The following is a 20,161-nucleotide window of genomic DNA, read 5'->3' as shown; positions in this document are numbered from 1 at the left end:
GGAGAAGGCCGCCGCCGTGCTGCGCGAGACCGTCGAGGCCGCCGACGTGCTGTTCGCCACCGAGGCCGAGGCCCGCCTGTTCACCGACGGCGGGCGGGCCGCCCCGGACGGGGATCCCATCGGCGCGGCCCGGGCCCTCGCCGGGCTGGGGCCGCGCCACGTGCTCGTCAAGCTCGGGGCCCGCGGCGCGGTGGAGTTCTCCGACGGCGAGGTACGGCGGGCCGAGCCGTACCGGGTCACCGAGCTCGACCCCGTCGGAGCCGGTGACGCCTTCGCCGCGGGATGGCTGGCCGACTGGCTGGCCGGAGCCTCCCCCGAGCGGCGCCTGGCCACCGCCTGCGCCGCCGGGGCGTGCGCGGTGACCGCGCAGGGCGACTGGGAGAGCCTGCCCCGCCGCGCGGACCTGGAACTGCTCCGCCTGAACGGTACGGCGGGCACGGCCGACACGGTCGACGCGGTCGACCGGTAACGACGCGGAAAGGCCCCCGGGGGTGTCATCCCCGGGGGCCTTTCCGCGTGCGAGACCGCAGGGCCGGGACGCGACCGCCCGGCCGACGGCGGCTAGTAGATCGGACGCGAGGAGGAGCGCAGCCGCTCCAGGGCCTCGGCCAGGATCTGCGCGCCGTCCTTGTCGCTGCGACGCTCCTTCACGTAGGCGAGGTGCGTCTTGTACGGCTCGTTACGAGGAGGAGCCGGCGGGTTGGCCTCGTCCTGACCTGCCGGGAGACCGCAGCGGGGGCAGTCCCAGAACTCCGGGATGGCCGCGTCGCTGGCGAAGCTGGGACGCGTCTCGTGCATGTTCGCGCACCAGAACGGGACCCTTACACGGGGAGCCGCCTCGCCACGCTCCGCCTCTCCCATCGGGCCGGCGCCGACACGGCTGCCACGGATCGCGTTGCCACTACCCACGGATGTACTCCTCGCTCGATGGCCCTCCCGCTCGGGATACGGGGCAGGGCTGTACCACTGTCATGCTTCCGGCAAGCCGAATCAGGGCTTCAGGAGCAGGCCCAGCGCGATGATGCACACGAACCAGACCACCCCGGTGATGATGGTGAGCCGGTCGAGGTTGCGCTCCACCACGGAGGAGCCTCCGAACGACGACGAGAAACCGCCACCGAACAGATCCGACAGACCCCCGCCCTTGCCCTTGTGGAGCAGCACGAGCAAGATCATCAGCATGCTCGACAGGATGAGGGCGATGGAGATTCCGATTGTCACCGTTGACCTGTTTCCTAATGTGCGCGACCCGCGTCCGGGCGCGATCCCTGTATGACGCCAGAGGCGTGACGATTCAAACTTGCTCTAAGAGGGTACGACCTGCTGTCAAGTCGTACCCTCCGAACGGCTCACTCAGCCGGATGTTTCCCCGAACCGGCAGATCCTGGCGAACTCGGCCGCGTCCAGACTCGCCCCGCCGACCAGGGCCCCGTCCACGTCGGGCTGGGCCATGATGCCGGCGATGTTGTCGGACTTGACCGATCCTCCGTAAAGGACCCGGACGCCCGCGGCCACCTCGCCGTCGTACAGCTCGGCGAGCCTGGAGCGCAGCGCCCCGCAGACCTCCTGCGCGTCGGCCGGGGTCGCCACCTCACCGGTGCCGATGGCCCAGACCGGCTCGTAGGCCAGCACGATCGAGGCCGCTTGCTCGGCGGTGACCTTGCGCAGCGCCCCCTCGAGCTGGGCGACGCTGTGCGCCACGTGGCCTCCGGACCGGCGGACCTCCAGGCCCTCCCCCACGCACAGGATCGGCGTGAGCGAGTGCCGGTAGGCGGCCAGCACCTTGCCGTTGACCAGCTCGTCGTCCTCGCGGTGGTACTGCCGCCGCTCGGAGTGCCCGATCGTGACGAAGGTGCACCCCAGCTTGGCCAGCATCGCCCCGGAGATCTCCCCGGTGTAGGCGCCGCCGTCGTACGACGACAGGTCCTGCGCGCCGTACAGGATCCGCAGCTTGTCGCCGTCCACCAGCGTCTGCACACTGCGCAGATCTGTGTACGGCGGCAGCACGGCGACGTCGGCCCGGTCGAAGTCCTTGTCGTTCAGCGCGAACGCCAGCTTCTGGACGGTGGCGATGGCCTCGAGGTGATTGAGGTTCATCTTCCAGTTGCCGGCGATGAGAGGCTTGCGTCCTGCAGTCATCTGTCTCCCACCGCTCCTCGCTCGCTCCGTGGAGCGCTCGTCCCGTGCGGGGTGCCCCGCCGGCTGCCTCGGCCCACCCCTACTCCTCCAGCGCGGCGAGTCCGGGCAGGGTCTTGCCCTCCAGGTACTCGAGGCTGGCCCCGCCACCGGTGGAGATGTGCGAGAAGCCGTCCTCGGGCAGGCCCAGCCGGCGCACGGCCGCGGCGGAGTCGCCGCCGCCGACCACGGTGAAGGCCTCCGAGCCGATCAACGCCTCGGCGACCGCGCGGGTTCCCCCGGAGAACTCCTCGAACTCGAAGACGCCCATCGGGCCGTTCCAGAAGACGGTCTTGGCGTCGGCCAGCTTGGCGGCGAACAGCTCGCGGCTGCGCGGGCCGATGTCCAGACCCTCCCGGTCGGCCGGGATCGCGGTGGCGTCGACCACCTCGTACTCGGCGTCCTCGGCGAAGTGGGTGGCGGCCAGCACGTCGACCGGGAGCACGAGCTCCACGCCGCGCTCGGCGGCCTCGCGGAGGAATCCGCGCACCTTGTCGAGCTGGTCCTCCTGCAGCAGGGACTTGCCGACCTCGAAGCCCTGGGCCTTGAGGAAGGTGTAGGCCATGCCGCCGCCGACGATCAGCCGGTCGACCTTGGTCAGCAGGTTGGCGATGACGCCGAGCTTGTCGGAGACCTTCGCGCCGCCCAGCACCACGGCGTACGGCCGGGCCGGGTCCTCGGTCAGGCGCCTGAGCACGTCGACCTCGGTCGTGATCAGGCCGCCCGCCGCGTGCGGCAGGAGCCCGGGCACGTCGTAGACGCTGGCGTGCTTGCGGTGCACCGCGCCGAAGCCGTCGCCGACGTAGAGCTCGGCCAGATCGGCCAGCTTCCGGGCGAACTCCGCGCGCTGCGCGTCGTCCTTGGACTCCTCACCCGGCTCGAAGCGCAGGTTCTCCAGCAGGGCCACCTGGCCGTCCTGCAGACCCTCCACCACGCCCCGGGCCGACTCGCCGACCACGTCGGAGGCGAAGGCCACGTCGGCGCCGAGCAGCTCGCCCAGCCGCCGCGCGACGGGGGCCAGGGAGTACTTCGGGTTCGGCGAGCCCTTGGGGCGGCCCAGGTGGGCGCAGGCCACGACCCGGGCGCCCGGCCGGCGAGGTCCCGGATCGTCGGCAGCGAGGCGCGGATGCGGCCGTCGTCGGTGATGACGTCCCCGTCCAGGGGGACGTTGAGGTCGACGCGCACGAGCACGCGCCGACCCTTCACGTCGAGCTGAGACAGGTCCTTCATCGCAGGTCGGCGCCCACGAGCTCGATGAGGTCGACGAGGCGGTTGGAGTAGCCCCACTCGTTGTCGTACCAGCCGACGACCTTGACCTGGTTGCCGGTCACCTTGGTGAGGCCTGCGTCGAAGATGCAGGAGGCCGGGTCGGTGACGATGTCCGAGGAGACGATCGGGTCCTCGGTGTAGGTCAGGAAGCCCTTGAGCGCGCCCTCGGCGGCGGCCTTCAGCGCGGCGTTGACCTCGTCGACGCTGGTGTCGCGTCCGACCTCGACGGTCAGGTCGGTGGCCGAGCCCGTGGGGATCGGCACGCGCAGCGCGTAGCCGTCGAGCTTGCCCTTGAGCTCCGGCAGCACCAGGCCGATGGCCTTGGCGGCGCCGGTGGAGGTCGGCACGATGTTCAGCGCGGCGGCGCGGGCGCGGCGCAGGTCCTTGTGCGGGGCGTCCTGCAGGTTCTGGTCCTGCGTGTAGGCGTGGATGGTGGTCATCAGACCCTTCTTGATCTCGAAGGTGTCGTGGATGACCTTGGCCATCGGGGCCAGGCAGTTGGTCGTGCAGGAGGCGTTGGAGATGACCGTGTGGTTGGCCGCGTCGTAGAGCTCGTGGTTGACGCCCATGACGACGGTGAAGTCCTCGTTCTTGGCCGGGGCCGAGATGATGACCTTCTTGGCGCCGTTCTCGGCGTGCACGCGCGCCTTGTCGGCGTCGGTGAAGAAGCCCGTGGACTCCACGACCACGTCCACGCCCAGGTCGCCCCAGGGCAGCTTGGCCGGGTCGCGCTCGGCGAAGGCCTTGATCGCCTTGCCGTCCACGGTGATCTCGTCGGCGCTGCTCTTCACCTCGTACGGCAGGCGGCCGAGGATGCTGTCGTACTTGAGCAGGTGGGCGAGCGTGGCGTTGTCGGTCAGGTCGTTGACCGCAACGATCTCGATGTCCTTGCCGCTGGCAGCGACCGCACGCCAGAAGTTGCGGCCGATGCGGCCGAATCCGTTGACGCCTACGCGGATGCTCACTGTGCCGATCTCCTCGTACGTCGTTGCGCCGGTCGCATGGACCGGCGACTTGGGGCTGGCTTGTACCTCAAGAACGAACCCTATCGGACCCGAATTGGTTTAGACCACTTGCGGTCCCCTGTTCGCTTTCTTTGAACTCTCCCGTAAATCGCGCGTCCCTCTCGCACGTTTGCAGTAAAGTGCCCGACTCGTCACGGTAAACACATCCCATCCCTGCAAGGACCTGCAATGACCTCCACCCCCAGACCCGGGAGCGGCCTCGTCCTCGGCTCCGTCGCCGGCCTGGTCGCCGCGCTCGTGGGCGCCGCCGCCTACGGCGCCGTCATCGGCGTCACCGACTACCAGATCGGCATCGCCGCGGTCGGCGTCGGCGTCCTGGTCGGCCTGGCGATGATGGCCGTCCGCCCGACCAGCCCGGTGCTGCCCGCCCTGGCCGCGGTGTTCTCGTTCGCGGGAGCCGGTCTCGGCGTCTTCATCGGCGACGCCTGGGCGGACTTCGTCGACCCCGGAGGATCGCCCCTCAGCGAGCTCCTGCCCAAGGCCCGGGAGTTCCCCGACCTCGTCGCCCAGGATCCGGTGACCCTGCTCTTCTGGGCGATCGCCGGCGCCGCGGGCTTCAGCTTCGTGAACAGCCGCGTCAAGGCCGCCCGGGAGTCCCTGGCCGCCCCGTCCTCCCCGCAGCAGGACGAGGCCCCGGTGGACTACTTCAAGCCGCACAACCCGGCGTAGCCCTTCCGCGCCCTCGGTCCCTTCCGGACCCCGGGCATGACGAGAGCCGGCGCCCCGACCGGGGCCCGGCTCTCGTCATGCCCGGGATCGCCACGCGGCGGGGCCCGCCGTCGACTCCCGTCCGGCGCACCCTCCACCCGTCGTCCCGCGGCGCCGGCCTGTCCGCCGCCGCAGCGCGGTCACGTGGTCAGCATGTCCACCGTGAGGTTCGCCTCGGTGCTGGGCACGCCGATGTCCTGGGCGCGCTTGTCCGCCATGGCGAGCAGCCGCCGGATCCGGCCGGCGATGGCGTCCTTGGTCAGCGGCGGGTCGGCGAGCTGGCCGAGCTCCTCCAGGGACGCCTGCTTGTGCTCCACCCGCAGCCGGCCGGCGATCACCAGGTGCTCGGGCGCGTCGTCCCCCAGGATCTCCAGGGCCCGCTGGACCCGCGCGCCCGCGGCGACCGCGGCGCGGGCCGAACGGCGCAGGTTGGCGTCGTCGAAGTTGGCCAGCCGGTTGGCCGTCGCGCGCACCTCCCGGCGCATGCGCCGCTCTTCCCAGGCCAGCACGCTGTCGTGGGCGCCCAGGCGGGTCAGGAGCGCGCTGATCGCGTCGCCGTCGCGGACCACCACCCGGTCGACGCCGCGCACCTCGCGGGCCTTGGCGTGGATCTTCAGCCGCCGGGCGGACCCGACCAGCGCGAGGGCCGCCTCCGGCCCCGGGCAGGTGATCTCCAGCGACATCGAGCGACCCGGCTCGGTGAGGGAGCCGTGCGCCAGGAAGGCGCCCCGCCAGGCGGCCTCGGCGTCGCAGGTCGCCCCGGCGACCACCTGGCGCGGCAGACCGCGGACCGGGCGGCCGTGGTTGTCGATCAGCCCGGTCTGGCGGGCCAGGGCCTCACCGTCGCGGTAGACCCGGACGACGTAGCGGGATCCCTTGCGCAACCCGGCGGGCGCCAGGACCAGCACCTCGGCCTTGTGGCCGAACACCTCCCCGATGTCCTTGATGAGCCGCCGCGCCGTGACGTTGGTGTCCAGCTCCGCCTCGATCACGATCCGCCCGCCCACCAGGTGCAGCCCGCTCGCGAACCGCAGCAGCGTCGACACCTCGGCCTTGCGGCAGCAGGGTTTCAGGACCGGCAGCCTGCTCAGCTCGTCCTTCACCACACCTGTCATCGCCATGCGCGTTCGTCCTCCCCCATGTGAACCCCCCTGCGGCCCGGATACATCAGGCTCACAGAAGTTTCTCGCACTCCTGGGCCAGGCTTACCAGGATCAACGCTTCTCATGGAAAATCTCGTCCAGGACCGAGGCAAGACGTCGTGCATCGTGCCTCGGCGAGCCGTCGGCGGCCGCCACGTCGGCCAGCACGAGGCGTCCGCCCAGCCCGGCGGCGGCCTTCTCCAGCTCCTCCCGGTCGTCGACCACGCCGGTGTCGGCCAGCACCACGTCGATCTCCAGGGCGGGTGCGTGCCGCCGCAGCACCTCCAGGTGCTGCTGGGGGGAGAAGTCGTCGGTCTCCCCCGGCTGCGGCGCGAGGTTCAGCGTGACCACGCGCCGGGCCCGGGTGGCGTGCAGGGCCCCGGCCAGCTCGGGCACCTTCAGGTGCGGCAGGACGCTGGTGAACCACGAACCCGGGCCGAAGACGACCCAGTCGGCGTCCAGAACCGCCCGGACCGCCTCCGGGCAGGCCGGGGGGTCCTCCGGGACCAGCGAGATGGCCCGGACCCGGCCGGGGGTCAGCGCGCAGGCCACCTGGCCGCGCACCGTGCTGATCTCACCGTCCAGCTCGACCTCGGCGGCGATGTCCAGCGGGACCGAGCACATCGGCAGCACCCGGCCGTGCGCGCCCAGCAGCCGCCCGAGCCAGTCCAGCCCGGCGACCGTGTCACCGAGCTTCTCCCACAGCGCCACGATGAGCAGGTTGCCGACCGCGTGGCCGTGCAGCTCCCCCTCGCTGCGGAACCGGTGCTGGACGACCTCGCTCCAGGTGCGCCCCCACTCGTCGTCCCCGCACAGGGCTGCCAGGGCCATCCGCAGGTCGCCCGGGGGCACCACGCCGAGCTCGCGGCGGAGCCGTCCGCTCGACCCCCCGTCGTCGGCCACGGTGACGACGGCCGTCAGCTCCGAGGTGACCCGGCGCAGCGCGGAGAGCGAGGCGTAGAGCCCGTGCCCTCCGCCCAGCGCCACGACCCCGGGGCCGCCCTCGGGCCCGTCCGGCCCTCCGTTGAGCCCCCCGGTCACTCGCGGCCCACATCCCGGTGGCTCACCTGCACGTCCATGCCGCCCCGGTCGCGCAGGCGGGCGCCGATCTGCTCCGCCATGGCCACGCTGCGGTGCTTGCCGCCGGTGCAGCCGACGGCCAGGGTGGCGTAGCTCTTGCCCTCGCGGGCGTACCCGGCCGAGATGATGCCGACCACCTCCTCGTAGGCGTCGAGCAGCTCCTTGGCGCCCGCCTGCTCCAGGACGTACTCCCGCACGGGGGCGTCGAGCCCGTTCATCGGGCGCAGCTCCGGCACCCAGTGCGGGTTGGGCAGGAAGCGGCAGTCCACCACCAGGTCGGCGTCCACGGGCAGGCCGTACTTGAACCCGAACGAGACCACGTTGACCCGCAGTCCCGGCCGGTCCTCACCGCCGAAGAAGGCGACGATCTTGCCGCGGAGCTCGTGGACGTTGAGGTTGGAGGTGTCGATGACCAGATCGGCGTTGGCCCGGACGTCGCGCAGGATGCCGCGTTCGCGGGTGATCCCGTCGACCAGCCGGCCGTCCCCCTGCAGCGGGTGGGGGCGGCGGACGCTCTCGAACCTGCGGACCAGCTCCTCGTCGCCGGCCTCCAGGAACACCACCCGTACGGCGACGCCGCGCCCGTCCAGCTCCTCGATCGCGGCGTTGAGATCGGTGGTGAAGGCGAGGCTGCGCACGTCGACCACCGCCGCCACCTTGTCGGCCGCCAGCTTGACGCGTCCGGCCTCCTCGGCCATGGCGAACAGCAGCCCCGGGGGCAGATTGTCGATGACGAACCAGCCGAGGTCCTCCAGGGCCTTGGCCGCCGTGCTCCGCCCCGCCCCCGACATGCCGGTGACGATGACGAACGCGGGCTCCCGCTCGCTCACGCGTCCTCCTCCGTCGGCCGCGTGCGCGACGCTGCTGCGCCCCTGGCTCGCTCGCTCCGCTCGCTCACGTGCCCTCCTCCGTCGGCCGCGTGCGCGACGCTGCTGTGCCCCTGGCTCGCTCGCTCACGTGCCCTCCTCCGCCCGCCGCGCGAACGACACCGCCGCGTCCGTGGTCCGCTCTCTCACGTTGGGTTCTCCCCCTTCAACGCCGACACGATCGCCTCAGCCGTCGCAGGGCCGATCCCGGGAACCTCACGGATCTCGGCGGCGGTCGCCTCCCGCAGCCGTTTCACCGATCCGAAATGCTTGATCAGAGCCTGCCTGCGCGCCGGACCGAGCCCCGGAACCTCGTCCAGGGCGCTTTCCCGCACGCTCTTCGACCTCTTCGACCGATGGTAGGCGATGGCGAACCGGTGGGCCTCGTCCCTGACCCGCTGCAGCATGTACAGGGCCTCGCTCGACCGGGGCAGGATGACCGGCAGGTCCTCACCGGGGAGCCACACCTCCTCCAGCCGCTTGGCCAGACCGCAGACCGCGACGTCGTCCACGCCGAGCTCGTCGAGCGCCCGCTGGGCGGCCGCCGCCTGGGCCGGGCCACCGTCCACCACGACCAGATTGGGCGGGTAGGCGAACTTCCGCGGCCGGCCCGTCTCGGGGTCGATGCCCGGCGCCGGCTCCGGGCCGCGTCCGGACCGGCGGCGCCCCGGCGCCGATGTCGTCCGCGGCTCCGGGGACGGCGGGGCCCTCGCCCGTTCCGTCACCGGGCCCGGAGTCCGGGCCGGAGTCCGGTCCGGTGTCCAGCTCACCGGTGGCCGAGCGCTCCTCCAGGTAGCGCTTGAACCTGCGCGAGATCACCTCGTGGATGGACGCGACGTCGCCGTCGGCGGAGCGGACGGAGAACCTGCGGTACTCGCTCTTCCTGGCCAGGCCGTCCTCGAACACCACCATCGAGGCCACCACGTTGGTGCCCTGCAGGTGGGAGACGTCGTAGCACTCGATGCGCAGCGGCGCCTGGTCCAGGTCGAGCGCCTCGGCGATCTCCTGCAGCGCCCTGCTCCGCGCCGTCAGATCACTGGCGCGCCTGATCCGGTGCTGGTTCAGAGACTCCTTGGCGTTGCGCTCGACGGTCTCCATCAGCGACTTCTTGTCGCCCCGCTGCGGGACGCGGATCTCCACCCGGGCCCCGCGCCGCTCGCTCAGCAGCTCGGCGAGCGCCCCGGCGTCCGGCGGCAGGGCGGGCACCAGGACCTCCCGGGGCAGCGCCTCGGGGGCGGCCTCGCCGTACATCTGCAACAGGAAGTTCTCGACCAGCTCGCCGGGGCCGGTCTCCTCGACCTTGTCGACCACCCAGCCCCGCTGGCCCCGCACGCGGCCCGCCCGGACGTAGAACACCTGGACGGCCGCCTCCAGCGGGTCGTCCACCAGCGCGACCACGTCGCAGTCGATGTTCTCGCCCAGCACGACGGCCTGCTTCTCCATCGCCCGCTGCAGCGCCTGGACGTCGTCCCGGAGCCTGGCGGCCCGTTCGAACTCCTCCTCGGCGGCGGCCTGGCGCATCTCGGCCTCCAGCCGCCTGATGAACCGGCCGGTGTTGCCCGCCATGAAGTCGCAGAAGTCCTCGGCGAGCGCGCGGTGCTCTGCGGCCGTGACCCTGGAGACACACGGCGCCGAGCACTTGTCGATGTATCCCAGCAGGCAGGGCCGGCCGATCTGGGCGGCCCGCCGGAACACCCCCGACGAGCAGCTCCGGATCGGGAAGACCCGCAGCAGCAGGTCGACCGTCTCCCTGATCGCCCAGGCATGGGAGTAGGGGCCGAAGTAGCGGGTGCCCTTGCGCTTGGCGCCGCGCAGCACCTGGACCCGGGGGAACTCCTCGCCCATCGTGACCGCGAGGTAGGGATAGGACTTGTCGTCGCGGTACTTGACGTTGAACCGCGGGTCGTACTCCTTGATCCAGGAGTATTCGAGCTGGAGCGCCTCGACCTCGGTGCCCACGACCGTCCAGTCGACGCCGGCCGCGGTCGTGAGCATGGTCTGGGTGCGCGGGTGCAGTCCCGCGAAGTCGGCGAAGTAGGAGTTCAGCCGCTGGCGCAGGCTCTTGGCCTTGCCCACGTAGATGACCCGGCCTCCGGCGTCCCTGAACCGGTAGACGCCGGGGGACTCGGGGATCGACCCCGGCTTCGGCCGGAAACTCGCCGGACCGTGCACAGATCTCGCCACGTCCCAAAGCCTATCGGGGCCCGCCGACAGGAAACCCTGCCTCAGCGGCCCCGCGACCCGTCGCACCGACGCCCCGGCCACCCCTTCCGAGGACGCCGGTACGGCGGGCCGCCCCGGTCAGGCCAGCGTGATCGAGTCCCCGTCGACCTTGATGGTCTTCTCCTCCAGGGGCTTGTTGGCGGGCCCGTTGGTGACGGATCCATCAGCGATGCTGAACCTGCTGTTGTGGCAGGGGCAGACGATGTCGGTCCCCTCGACCCCGCCCACGTCGCATCCCTGGTGGGTGCAGACGGAGCTGAAGCACTTGAACTCCCCAGCCTTCGGCTGGGTCACGACGACCTTCGCGTCCTTGAAGACCTTGCCTCCGCCCTCGGGGATGTCGGCCGTCTTGGCCAGCGCGTTCGCCGCCGAGTCACCGGAGCCCGCCGCCGTCTCCGAGCCGGTCTCCGCCGCGGAGGGGGCCGCGCTGGAGGAGCCCGCGTCGTCCGCCGTCGGCTCGCCGTAGCCGGAGCACGCGGTCAGCACCGCCGCGAGCCCCGCTCCACCCGCGCCCAGCATCACCGCACGCCGTGTCGTGTCCGTCATGGTCACCCTCCCAGGGTCCGCATCCGTATCCGTGCCCCTGGCCGCCCGTGTGCGTGCCTGCCGCCCACGGCCGTCCGCGGCCTCACTCCCGATGCGGGTCAGCATGCCGTACCGGACATCAGGAAACTGTGAAGATTTACACCTTGGCCGCGGCTCATCGGAGGCGTCCCGCTCAGACCATGACGATGCCGTCGCCCTCGACCCTCAGCGCGAACTCGGCCAGGGGCGCCTCGGCCGGGCCCTTGAGGCACTTTCCGGAGACGGCGTCGAACTCGCTGCCGTGGCAGGGGCAGCGGATGACGCCCTCGGCGGGACGGCTGACCGCGCAACCCCGATGCGGGCAGCTCGCGCTGAACGCCTTGAACACCCCTGCGGTCGGCTGGGCGATCACGATCTTCCACTTGGTGAGCACCATGCCGCCGCCCACCGGGACATCGGCGACCTTCGCGACGACCTGGCCCTTGACGCCCGGCGGCACCACAGCCGGACCGGGCGGCCCGGCGGCGCAACCGGCGAGCGCCGCGCCGCACGCCACGGCCCCCGCGGCGCCGATCACCTGCCTGCGTGTGGGCATGGTGGAACCATCACTGCTGCTCATCGCGGCCCTTCTCGCAATGTCCCCCGTCAAAACCGGGCTCCGCCTCAAGGGTATTGAGCCGGCAGCCCGGTCCCGAATCCGGGTTTGCGGCGCCCGGGACGGGGAAAGGCTCCCCGCCCCCCGGGCACCGCCCTCAGCGGTCCGCGAGCGCTCTCAGCCGCCGAGGATCTTGCGCAGGAAGCGGCCGGTGTGGCTGGCCTCGACCAGCGCGACGTCCTCCGGCGTCCCGGTGGCGACCACGGTCCCGCCCCGGGAACCGCCCTCGGGGCCCATGTCGATGATCCAGTCCGCGGTCTTGATCACGTCCAGGTTGTGCTCGATGACGATGACCGTGTTCCCGCCGTCCACCAGCTTGCCGAGCACGCCGAGCAGCCGGCGGATGTCCTCGAAGTGCAGGCCGGTGGTGGGCTCGTCCAGCACGTAGATCGTCCGGCCGGTGGAGCGGCGCTGCAGCTCCGCGGCGAGCTTGACGCGCTGCGCCTCGCCGCCGGACAGGGTCGTGGCGGGCTGGCCGAGCCGGACGTAGCCGAGGCCGACGTCGTTGAGCGTCTGCAGGTAGCGCCGGATCGACGGGATGGCGTCGAAGAAGCCGAGGGCCTCCTCGATCGGCATGTCGAGCACCTCGGAGATCGTCTTGCCCTTGTAGTGGACCTCCAGGGTCTCCCGGTTGTAGCGCGCCCCGTGGCAGACCTCGCACGGGACGTACACGTCCGGCAGGAAGTTCATCTCGATCTTGATGGTGCCGTCGCCCGAGCAGGCCTCGCAGCGGCCGCCCTTGACGTTGAAGCTGAACCGGCCCTTGGCGTAACCCCGGACCTTGGCCTCGGTGGTCTGGGCGAACAGGTCGCGCACCTTGTCGAAGACGCCGGTGTAGGTCGCCGGGTTCGAGCGCGGGGTGCGGCCGATCGGCGACTGGTCGACGTGCACGACCTTGTCGACCTGGTCCATGCCGTTGATCCTCGAGTGCCGGCCGGGGACCGTGCGCGCGCCGTTCAGCTCCTTGGCCAGGGCGCTGTAGAGGATGTCGTTGACCAAGGTGGACTTGCCGGACCCGGAGACGCCGGTGACCGCGGTGAACACGCCGAGCGGGAACTCCACGTCCACGCCCTGGAGGTTGTGCTCCCGGGCGCCCTTGACGGTGATCTGCCGCTTGCGGTCGCGCTTGCGGCGCGCGGGCGGGACCGCGATGCTCCTGCGGCCCGACAGGTAGGCGCCGGTCAGCGACTCCTCCGAGGCCAGCAGTTCGGAGACCGTCCCGGATACGACGACCTGCCCGCCGTGCTCGCCCGCGCCGGGGCCGATGTCCACCACCCAGTCGGCGGCGGCGATGGTGTCCTCATCGTGCTCGACCACGATCAGCGTGTTGCCCATGTCGCGCAGCCGGATCAGCGTCTCCAGCAGGCGCTGGTTGTCGCGCTGGTGCAGGCCGATGGAGGGCTCGTCCAGCACGTACAGCACGCCGACCAGCCCGGAGCCGATCTGGGTGGCCAGCCGGATGCGCTGGGCCTCGCCGCCGGCGAGGGTGCCGGCCGCGCGGTCCATGGTCAGGTAGTCGAGGCCGACGTCGAGCAGGAAGCCCATCCGGGCGTTGATCTCCTTGACCACTCGCTCGGCGATCTGCATGTCCCGGTCGGAGAGCTTCAGCCCGGCCAGGAACTCCGCGCAGTCGGCGATCGACAGGGAGGCCACGTCGGCGATGGAGCGGCCGTCGACCGTGACCGCCAGGGAGACCGGCTTGAGCCGGGCGCCGTTGCAGGCCGGACACGGGATCTCCCGCATGTAGCCTTCGTACTTCTCCCGCATGCCGTCGCTCTCGGACTCGGCATGGCGGCGCTGCACCCAGGGGATGACGCCCTCGAAGGTGGTGTAGTAGGAGCGCTCGCGGCCATAGCGGTTGCTGTAGCGGACGTGCACCTGCTCGTCGTGGCCGTGCAGCAGCGCCTTCTGCGCCTTCTTCGACAGGCGCTCCCAGGGGGTGTCGAGGTTGAACCCCGTCGCCTTGCCGAGCGCCTCGACCAACCGCTCGAAGTAGTCGCTGGTGTGGCCGCCCGCCCAGGGGGCCAGCGCGCCCTCGCCCAGGGTCTTCTCCGGGTCGGGCACGACCAGGTCGGGGTCGACCTCCATCCGGACGCCCAGGCCGGTGCAGTCCGGGCAGGCGCCGAACGGCGAGTTGAAGGAGAACGAGCGCGGCTCCATCTCCTCGAACGACAGGTCGTCGTAGGGGCAGTAGAGGTGCTCGGAGTAGAAGCGCTCGCGGTTGGGGTCGTCCTCGGGCAGGTCGACGAACTCCAGCGTGATGGTGCCGCCGGACAGCTGCAGGGCGGTCTCCACCGAGCCGGTGAGGCGGCTGCGCGAGCCCTCCTTCACCGAGAGCCGGTCGACGATGACCTCGATGTCGTGCTTCTCGTACTTCTTCAGCTTCGGCGGCTCGTCGAGCCTGATCACCGCGCCGTCGACCCGGCCGGCGTATCCCTTGGCCTGGAGCTGGCCGAACAGCTCGGTGTACTCCCCCTTGCGGCCGCGGATCACCGGGGCGAGCACCTGGAAGCGGGTGCCCTCCGCCAGCTCCATCACCCGGTCGACGATCTGCTCGGGGCTCTGCCGGGCGATCGCCCGCCCGCACTTCGGGCAGTGCGGCTTGCCGACCCGCGCCCACAGCAGCCGCAGGTAGTCGTAGACCTCGGTGATCGTGCCGACGGTCGAGCGCGGGTTGCGGCTCGTCGACTTCTGGTCGATCGACACCGCGGGCGAGAGGCCCTCGATGAAGTCGACGTCGGGCTTGTCCATCTGCCCGAGGAACTGGCGGGCGTACGCCGAGAGCGACTCGACGTAGCGCCGCTGGCCCTCGGCGAAGATGGTGTCGAAGGCCAGGCTGGACTTGCCCGAGCCGGAGAGCCCGGTGAAGACGATCAGCGAGTCCCGCGGCAGCTCCAGCGAGACGTCCTTGAGGTTGTGTTCACGTGCGCCACGCACGATGAGGCGGTCAGCCACAGCAGTCCCGACATCGGTGTAGAGGGTTGAGAGCGGTCGCGGGAAGACTAGCGACGGGGTCCGACAGTTTCTCGCCGGCGATCTCGCCCGGCGGTCTCCCGGCGCGGGCGCCGGAAACCGGGGCTCCCCGCTCGCCCCAGAGTACGGCCTCCGCCCGCGTCCGACGGGCCGCTTCCCGTTTCAACCGCGCGAACCGGTTCTTTTATGCCCGGGCATGGCGTCGCCGGGGATGCTGGCACGTCCGCCGCCGCAATGATGGAGTAGGGGAATGGACCTGCTAGAGAAACTTCAGGCCGAGCTCTCGGCCTCGACGGAGCGCCTCCTCGGCACCGCGGCCTCCCTCTCCGACGCCGACGTCCCCGAGCCCTCCCGGCTGCCCGGCTGGACCCGTGGCCATCTGCTCACCCACCTCGCCCGCAACGCCGACAGCCTGGTGAACCTCACCCGGTGGGCCGGGACGGGCGTCGAGACCCCGCAGTACCCCGACCTGCGGACCCGGGAGGCCGAGATCGAGGCGGGCGCCGCCCGCTCCGCCAAGGAGCAGCTCGCCGACCTGGAGGAGAGCTCGGCGCGGCTCGCCGCCGCCTTCCGGGACCTGCCCGCCGAGGCGTGGTCCGCCGTGGTGTCCGGGACCCGGCCGCCCGAGCACCCCGCCTGGTACCTCCTGGTCCGCCGGCTGCGCGAGACCGAGATCCACCACGTGGACCTCGGCGCGGGCTACACCTGCGCCGACTGGCCGGAGGTGTTCGTCCGCCGGGAACTGCACGACGCGATGGTGTGCTGGCCGAAGGAGCAGAGCCCGGTCAGCGAGATCGTGGTGGAGGAGACGATAGACGACTACCTGCACCACCAGGTCTGGCGCGACCTGGGCTCGGGCCCGGTGGTCCAGGGCGACCCGTGGGCGCTGTTGAGCTGGGTCACCGGCCGCACCCAGGGGGGCGGGCTCAGGGTGATGCCGGAGGGGAGCACGGGCAACCAGCCCTCGGCCGGACCGGTGCCCGCACCGCCGCCGTGGATGATCCTGACCGCGCCTCCCGGCCTTCCCCAGACGCCTCCCGAGGAGTACCCGTGACCTACACCGGCGACGTGCGCGTAGGCGGTCCCGCCGACGTGCGGGAGCTGCCCGCCCTGACGATCTCGAAGCTCGCCGTGGGCCCGTTCGACAACAACGCCTATCTGGTGCGCTGCAACGACACCGGCGACGGGCTGCTGATCGACGCCGCCGCCGAGGCCGACCGGCTGCTGGAGCTCATCGGCGGCATGCCCATCAGCAAGATCGTCACCACCCACCAGCACGGCGACCACTGGCAGGCCCTGCAGGAGGTCGCCGCGGCCACGGGCGCCATGGTGATCGCCCACCCGCTGGACGCTCCGGCGCTGCCCGTCCCGGTGACGTTGACGGTCGAGCACGGCGACGGGGTCACCGTCGGCGTGGTCAGCATGGAGGTCGTCCACCTGCGCGGACACACGCCCGGCTCGATCGCCCTGCACTACAACGGGCACCTGTTCACCGGTGACTCGCTCTTCCCCGGCGGGTGGGCAACACCAACAAGGACCCGGAGCGCTTCGAGCAGCTCTTCACGGACGTCTCCGAGCGGATCTTCGACCGCTTCCCCGACGAGACCTGGGTCTACCCCGGCCACGGCAGGGACACCACGCTCGGCGCCGAACGCCCCTCCCTGCCGGAGTGGCGCGCGCGCGGCTGGTAGGAGCGTCCGCCCCGGCGTGCGGGACCGGCGGGCGCAGGGGGCGCCGGTCCGGTCCCGCGGACCCGGCCGGCGCCCCCTGCGCGAAGCCGGTGAGGGCACGTCAGCCGACGCGCTCGGACTCCTTGCGCTCCCTGCGCTGCTCCCGCTTGAACATCAGGATGCGCAGCGGGATCGCCGCCACGATCGTTATCTGCATGACGGCGCCGACCTTGATGAGGGTGTCGCCCCCCGCCAGCCCGGCGGCCCAGATGGTCAGGCAGGCGACATTGATCATCATCCAGGCGAGCACCACGGCCGCCACGTTCCCCTTGGGCTTGGGGTACTCGATCCGGCTCACCATGAGGTAGGCGATACCGAAGATCGGCAGCACGGCTCCGACCGACGGCTCGAAGAGCAGCACGATCGCGATCACGGTCATGGCGCCCATCGGGATGGGCAGGCCCATGAAGTCGCCGCTCTTGGTCTTCACGCAGGCGAAGCGCGCGAGCCGGATGACACCGGCCAGCAGCACCGACGCCGCGGCGGCCATGACCATCAGGAACGGCACGCGCGGATTGAACCCGCCCCAGATGACCACCATGAACGCGGGGGCGAAGCCGAAGCTGATCACGTCCGCGAGGTTGTCCAGCTCGGCGCCCATCGCCGAGGCGCGGAAGCGCCGGGCCACCAGGCCGTCGAACAGGTCGCAGGTGGCGCCGAGCAGCAGCAGCACCACCGCGGTGCCGAAGAACTGCGGGTTGGCCTCGAACTTACTGGTCTGCTGCAAGGAGGTGATCGCCGACCAGGCGAGCACGCAGACGGCGAGGAAGCCGCAGAGCGCGTTGCCCAGCGAGAGCGAGTCCGCCGCCGAGAGCCGGAACGCCTTGCCGACGGGGCCCTGGGGCTCGTCGTCCGCCCCGCCCATCGACCAGCTCGCGTCAGCCGCGGTCAAGGCCGGTCACCCCTGCGACGGTCTTCTGCCCGACGGAGACCGCGGGAGCGATCCCCTCGGGGAGGTAGACGTCCACTCGCGAGCCGAACCGGATCAGCCCGATGCGCTCGGCCCTGGTCACCTTGGCTCCCGCCGCCAGGTAGGGCACGATGCGGCGCGCGACCGCGCCGGCGATCTGGACGAGCTCCAGGTCGCCGAGCGCGGTGTCCAGGTGCCACACGACCCGCTCGTTCTTGTCGCTGTCCTTGTCGAAGGCGGGCAGGAACCCGCCGGACACGTGCTCCACCGAGGTGACGGTGCCGGCCAGCGGCGCGCGGTTGACGTGCACGTTGAGCGGGCTCATGAAGATGGCCACCCGGGTGCGGCCGTCCGGCCACGGGTCGATGCTCTGCACCACACCGTCCGCGGGCGACAGGATCCGCCCGGGACCGGGCGTGCGCTCCGGGTCTCGGAAGAACCAGAGCATGCCGCCGGTGAGCGCGGTCAGCGGGACCGCCGCCAGCGCCCAGCGCCTGTCACGGCGGCTGAGCAGCGCGGTCACGGCAGAGGCCGCCACCGTCGGGAGCAGCCACGGAGAGACGCCACGCGCCAGCGCATGCGGCCTGACGGTTGGCTTGCTGAATCGTGGGACACAGGGAACCTTTTGTGATGTCTTGCGGCGTTAGACCGGTATGTCTACCCGCTCTGGGGGAGGATGCTACCGATCTCTCAGCCCTTTTACGGCGCAACGAGACAAGCAAAGCGCCTTCCGTGGCAATCCGCTAGACCTGCTTGCTCTCCACAGGGGTGGCGATTTGGTTGCCCTTGCGCACATCGCGTCGTGACTTCATCAGGCTCACCACGGTGGTGATCACCATGGTGACGCCGATGACCGACAACGACACCCAGATCGGCACCTCGGGTGCCCAGGAGACGCCGCTGGAGTGCAACGCCTCGAGAATCAGCTTAACCCCGATGAATCCGAGGATGAACGCCAGGCCGTAGCTGAGGTAGATGAGCCGCTGCAGCAGGCCGCCCAGCAGGAAGTAGAGCTGGCGCAGGCCCATCAGCGCGAACGCGTTGGCGGTGAAGACGATGAACGCGTCGGTGGTGAGGCCGAAGATCGCCGGGATCGAGTCGAGCGCGAACAGCAGGTCGGTGGTGCCGATGGCGACCATGACGATCAGCATCGGGGTGACGAGCCGCTTGCCGTCGATCTTGACGAAGACCTTGGAGCCCACGTAGTCGTCGGTGTGCGGCAGCGCCCGGCGGGCCCAGCGCAGGACCGCGTTCTCGGTGAACTCCTCGTCGTCGTTATTGTGCTGGCGGACCAGCTGGACGGCGGTGTAGATCAGGAAGAGGCCGAAGATGTAGAACAGCCAGCCGAAGCTCTGCAGGGCGGCGGCGCCGACGGCGATGAAGATGCCGCGCATGACCAGCGCCATCAGGATGCCGACCAGCAGCACCTTGTGCTGGTAGATCTTGGGCACCGCGAAGCGGGTCATGATGATGTAGAAGACGAACAGGTTGTCGACGCTCAGGCTGTACTCGGTGAGGTAGCCGGCGAAGAACTGCCCCGCGGGCGTGGGTCCCGCGAAGACCCACAGCACGATGCCGAAGATGACGGCGAGACTGACGTAGAAGCCGACCCAGAAGCCGGCCTGCCGCATGGAGAACTCCCGGGGCTCGCCCCGGTCGACGATCCACAGGTCGAAGGCGAGAACCAGGAGGAGACCGCCGATCACGGCGATCCAGGCCCACGTGGGTACAGTCATGTTCTAGTTAACCCTCCGGCGCGCATGGCTGAATGCCGGAGGTCTCTCCCGCCCAGCGCGGATCGCATGTGCGGATCACACGTGGACCGACAGCCCCGGGGGCCTCGTGGATCGAGGCGGCACCGTGATGACGAGACTGTCACGAAGGGATACTCCCCCCCTAACCAAGCCAGTATAAGGATCCGGCCGGGTGGCACCTAATCCAACCCATGAGCAGGGGAACTTGTTCCCGGTTTCTTTAAATCCGCCCGTTCTCAGGCCCGCTCTTGAGGCCTCCGTCCGCGCGCCCATCCGCACTCCGGCCGGCGGATCCTCCGCTCAGGTCCCGATCAACGCCACGGCCCGCGGTAGACCGCCAGCACGGCGTCCAGCGCCTCCCGCTCCCCCGGCAGCTCCCCGCCCCGCCGGACGGCCTGCTCCGCCAGCCCGCGGGCGAGCCCTTCATCGTCGAGCACCCGGGCGACCGCGCCGGCGAGCGCGGCGGCCTCGCCGTACGGCACCAGCAGCCCGCCCTCCCCGACCATCTCGGGAATCCCGCCGACGGCGGTGGCGACCACCGGGGTGCCCGCCCGCAGCGCCTCCTGCACGCTGAGCGGCTGTCCCTCCCACCTGCTGGGCACGACCAGCGCCCGTGCCACCTCGAGCAGGTCGGCCACGTCGTCCCGGTCGCCGAGCAGCCGCACCGGCAGCCCCTCGCGGTCGATCCGCCGCTGCAGTTCCTCCCGGAGCGGCCCGTCGCCCGCGACGAGGAACAGCGCCTGCGGCGCCGGCCCCGCGACGAGGCACGCCACGGCGTCGAGGAGCGTCTCCAGTCCCTTCTGCTGGGCGAGCCTGGCGACGGTCAGCAGGACCGGCAGGTCTCCGGCGCCGAGTTCCGCCCGGATCTCCTCCACCGACCGGCCCGAGACCGCGCGGGGCGGCGCGGGGACGACGGCCGCCGTGACGTGCCGGGCCCCCAGCGCGGCCATCCGCTCTCCCAGGTCGGGCGAGACCACCAGCACCCGGTCGGCGCGGCGGGCGACGATCCGCTCCAGCACCCGGTAGACCGCGCCGACGGCGCCTCCGGCCGTGGCGGCGTTGTGCAGGGTCACCACCAGGGGGCGTGCCGGTCCCCGCCAGGGCCAGCGCCGCCAGCGCCCCCGCC

Annotated in this window: 17 protein-coding genes and 3 pseudogenes; 4 read left to right on the top strand and 16 right to left on the bottom strand. The window is 71.2% G+C overall.

Translation table 11 applies throughout. From position 1 onward, the window contains the following. Nucleotides 1–16: 16 nt before the first annotated feature. A complete protein-coding gene (locus ACWJ6R_RS06260; RefSeq protein WP_449061276.1) occupies nucleotides 17–469 on the top strand; it encodes a carbohydrate kinase family protein in 453 nt (150 codons plus the stop codon). 92 nt (nucleotides 470–561) lie between these two features. Here ACWJ6R_RS06260 and ACWJ6R_RS06255 read toward each other — a convergent pair whose 3' ends face one another. From ACWJ6R_RS06255 to gap, 5 genes and pseudogenes are all read right to left on the bottom strand, one after another. Continuing rightward, nucleotides 562–909, bottom strand: a complete 348-nt coding sequence (locus ACWJ6R_RS06255) for an RNA polymerase-binding protein RbpA (RefSeq protein ID WP_084008585.1) — start codon at nucleotides 907–909, stop codon at nucleotides 562–564. A gap of 81 nt (nucleotides 910–990) precedes the next feature. After that, nucleotides 991–1,221 (bottom strand): preprotein translocase subunit SecG, encoded by a 231-nt coding sequence (secG, locus tag ACWJ6R_RS06250; RefSeq protein WP_068899030.1) that lies wholly within the window; start codon nucleotides 1,219–1,221, stop codon nucleotides 991–993. 132 nt (nucleotides 1,222–1,353) lie between these two features. Beyond that, entirely contained in the window at nucleotides 1,354–2,139 is a 786-nt protein-coding gene (gene tpiA / locus ACWJ6R_RS06245; RefSeq protein ID WP_449061275.1) for a triose-phosphate isomerase, read from the bottom strand. 79 nt (nucleotides 2,140–2,218) lie between these two features. Continuing rightward, nucleotides 2,219–3,405 (bottom strand): annotated as a pseudogene (locus tag ACWJ6R_RS06240) (phosphoglycerate kinase). Next, a complete protein-coding gene (gap, locus tag ACWJ6R_RS06235; RefSeq protein WP_449061274.1) occupies nucleotides 3,402–4,409 on the bottom strand; it encodes a type I glyceraldehyde-3-phosphate dehydrogenase in 1,008 nt (335 codons plus the stop codon). The pseudogene ACWJ6R_RS06240 and the gene gap overlap by 4 nt, the downstream one beginning before the upstream one ends. Nucleotides 4,410–4,637: 228 nt before the next feature. Here gap and ACWJ6R_RS06230 point away from each other — a divergent pair, with 228 nt between their 5' ends. After that, on the top strand, nucleotides 4,638–5,138 hold the full coding sequence (locus tag ACWJ6R_RS06230; RefSeq protein WP_449061273.1) for a hypothetical protein: 501 nt from the start codon (nucleotides 4,638–4,640) through the stop codon (nucleotides 5,136–5,138). Nucleotides 5,139–5,317: 179 nt separating this feature from the next. On the opposite strand, the gene whiA is transcribed toward ACWJ6R_RS06230, so the two are convergent. From whiA to uvrA, 7 genes and pseudogenes are all read right to left on the bottom strand, one after another. Beyond that, entirely contained in the window at nucleotides 5,318–6,298 is a 981-nt protein-coding gene (whiA, locus tag ACWJ6R_RS06225; protein ID WP_449061272.1) for a DNA-binding protein WhiA, read from the bottom strand. A gap of 93 nt (nucleotides 6,299–6,391) precedes the next feature. After that, nucleotides 6,392–7,360, bottom strand: coding sequence for a gluconeogenesis factor YvcK family protein (locus ACWJ6R_RS06220; protein ID WP_449061271.1), 969 nt, complete (start codon nucleotides 7,358–7,360; stop codon nucleotides 6,392–6,394). Then, complete coding sequence (gene rapZ / locus ACWJ6R_RS06215; RefSeq protein WP_449061270.1) at nucleotides 7,357–8,229, bottom strand: RNase adapter RapZ; 873 nt, start codon at nucleotides 8,227–8,229, stop codon at nucleotides 7,357–7,359. Before rapZ ends, ACWJ6R_RS06220 begins: the two co-directional genes overlap by 4 nt. Nucleotides 8,230–8,411: 182 nt before the next feature. Beyond that, nucleotides 8,412–10,437 (bottom strand): annotated as a pseudogene (uvrC, locus tag ACWJ6R_RS06210) (excinuclease ABC subunit UvrC). A gap of 129 nt (nucleotides 10,438–10,566) precedes the next feature. Continuing rightward, nucleotides 10,567–11,034, bottom strand: coding sequence for a Rieske (2Fe-2S) protein (locus ACWJ6R_RS06205; protein WP_449061269.1), 468 nt, complete (start codon nucleotides 11,032–11,034; stop codon nucleotides 10,567–10,569). A gap of 172 nt (nucleotides 11,035–11,206) precedes the next feature. After that, a complete protein-coding gene (locus ACWJ6R_RS06200; protein ID WP_449061268.1) occupies nucleotides 11,207–11,632 on the bottom strand; it encodes a Rieske (2Fe-2S) protein in 426 nt (141 codons plus the stop codon). A 153-nt stretch (nucleotides 11,633–11,785) separates the two neighbouring features. Next, complete coding sequence (gene uvrA, locus ACWJ6R_RS06195) at nucleotides 11,786–14,623, bottom strand: excinuclease ABC subunit UvrA (protein ID WP_449061267.1); 2,838 nt, start codon at nucleotides 14,621–14,623, stop codon at nucleotides 11,786–11,788. 268 nt (nucleotides 14,624–14,891) lie between these two features. Between uvrA and ACWJ6R_RS06190 the strand changes: the two genes are divergently transcribed. Then, nucleotides 14,892–15,695: a maleylpyruvate isomerase family mycothiol-dependent enzyme gene (locus ACWJ6R_RS06190; RefSeq protein ID WP_449061266.1), complete on the top strand. Its 804-nt coding sequence runs from the start codon at nucleotides 14,892–14,894 to the stop codon at nucleotides 15,693–15,695. Beyond that, nucleotides 15,692–16,332, top strand: a pseudogene (locus tag ACWJ6R_RS06185) (MBL fold metallo-hydrolase). The gene ACWJ6R_RS06190 and the pseudogene ACWJ6R_RS06185 overlap by 4 nt, the downstream one beginning before the upstream one ends. Before the next feature lie 100 nt (nucleotides 16,333–16,432). On the opposite strand, the gene pssA reads toward ACWJ6R_RS06185, so the two are convergent. From pssA to ACWJ6R_RS06165, 4 genes are all read right to left on the bottom strand, one after another. Then, on the bottom strand, nucleotides 16,433–17,263 hold the full coding sequence (pssA, locus tag ACWJ6R_RS06180; RefSeq protein ID WP_449061265.1) for a CDP-diacylglycerol--serine O-phosphatidyltransferase: 831 nt from the start codon (nucleotides 17,261–17,263) through the stop codon (nucleotides 16,433–16,435). Continuing rightward, entirely contained in the window at nucleotides 17,250–17,855 is a 606-nt protein-coding gene (locus ACWJ6R_RS06175) for a phosphatidylserine decarboxylase (protein WP_449061286.1), read from the bottom strand. The genes pssA and ACWJ6R_RS06175 overlap by 14 nt, the downstream gene beginning before the upstream one ends. Nucleotides 17,856–18,024: 169 nt before the next feature. Next, a complete protein-coding gene (locus ACWJ6R_RS06170; protein WP_449061264.1) occupies nucleotides 18,025–19,017 on the bottom strand; it encodes a TerC family protein in 993 nt (330 codons plus the stop codon). Nucleotides 19,018–19,346: 329 nt separating this feature from the next. After that, nucleotides 19,347–20,161, bottom strand: an 815-nt coding sequence (locus ACWJ6R_RS06165; RefSeq protein WP_449061263.1) for a glycosyltransferase family 4 protein, incomplete at its 5' end; no start/stop codon positions are given.

It is taken from the genome of Planomonospora algeriensis (assembly GCF_977012225.1).
This window is presented reverse-complemented; position numbering and strand designations above follow the sequence as displayed.

Excerpts from the sequence above, each read along its gene's own strand:
- ACWJ6R_RS06230 (WP_449061273.1), top strand. The coding sequence starts at position 4,638 with ATGACCTCCACCCCCAGACCCGGGAGCGGCCTCGTCCTCGGCTCCGTC.
- whiA (WP_449061272.1), bottom strand. The coding sequence starts at position 6,298 with ATGGCGATGACAGGTGTGGTGAAGGACGAGCTGAGCAGGCTGCCGGTC.
- tpiA (WP_449061275.1), bottom strand. The coding sequence starts at position 2,139 with ATGACTGCAGGACGCAAGCCTCTCATCGCCGGCAACTGGAAGATGAAC.
- ACWJ6R_RS06190 (WP_449061266.1), top strand. The coding sequence starts at position 14,892 with ATGGACCTGCTAGAGAAACTTCAGGCCGAGCTCTCGGCCTCGACGGAG.
- ACWJ6R_RS06205 (WP_449061269.1), bottom strand. The coding sequence starts at position 11,034 with ATGACGGACACGACACGGCGTGCGGTGATGCTGGGCGCGGGTGGAGCG.
- ACWJ6R_RS06170 (WP_449061264.1), bottom strand. The coding sequence starts at position 19,017 with ATGACTGTACCCACGTGGGCCTGGATCGCCGTGATCGGCGGTCTCCTC.
- ACWJ6R_RS06200 (WP_449061268.1), bottom strand. The coding sequence starts at position 11,632 with ATGAGCAGCAGTGATGGTTCCACCATGCCCACACGCAGGCAGGTGATC.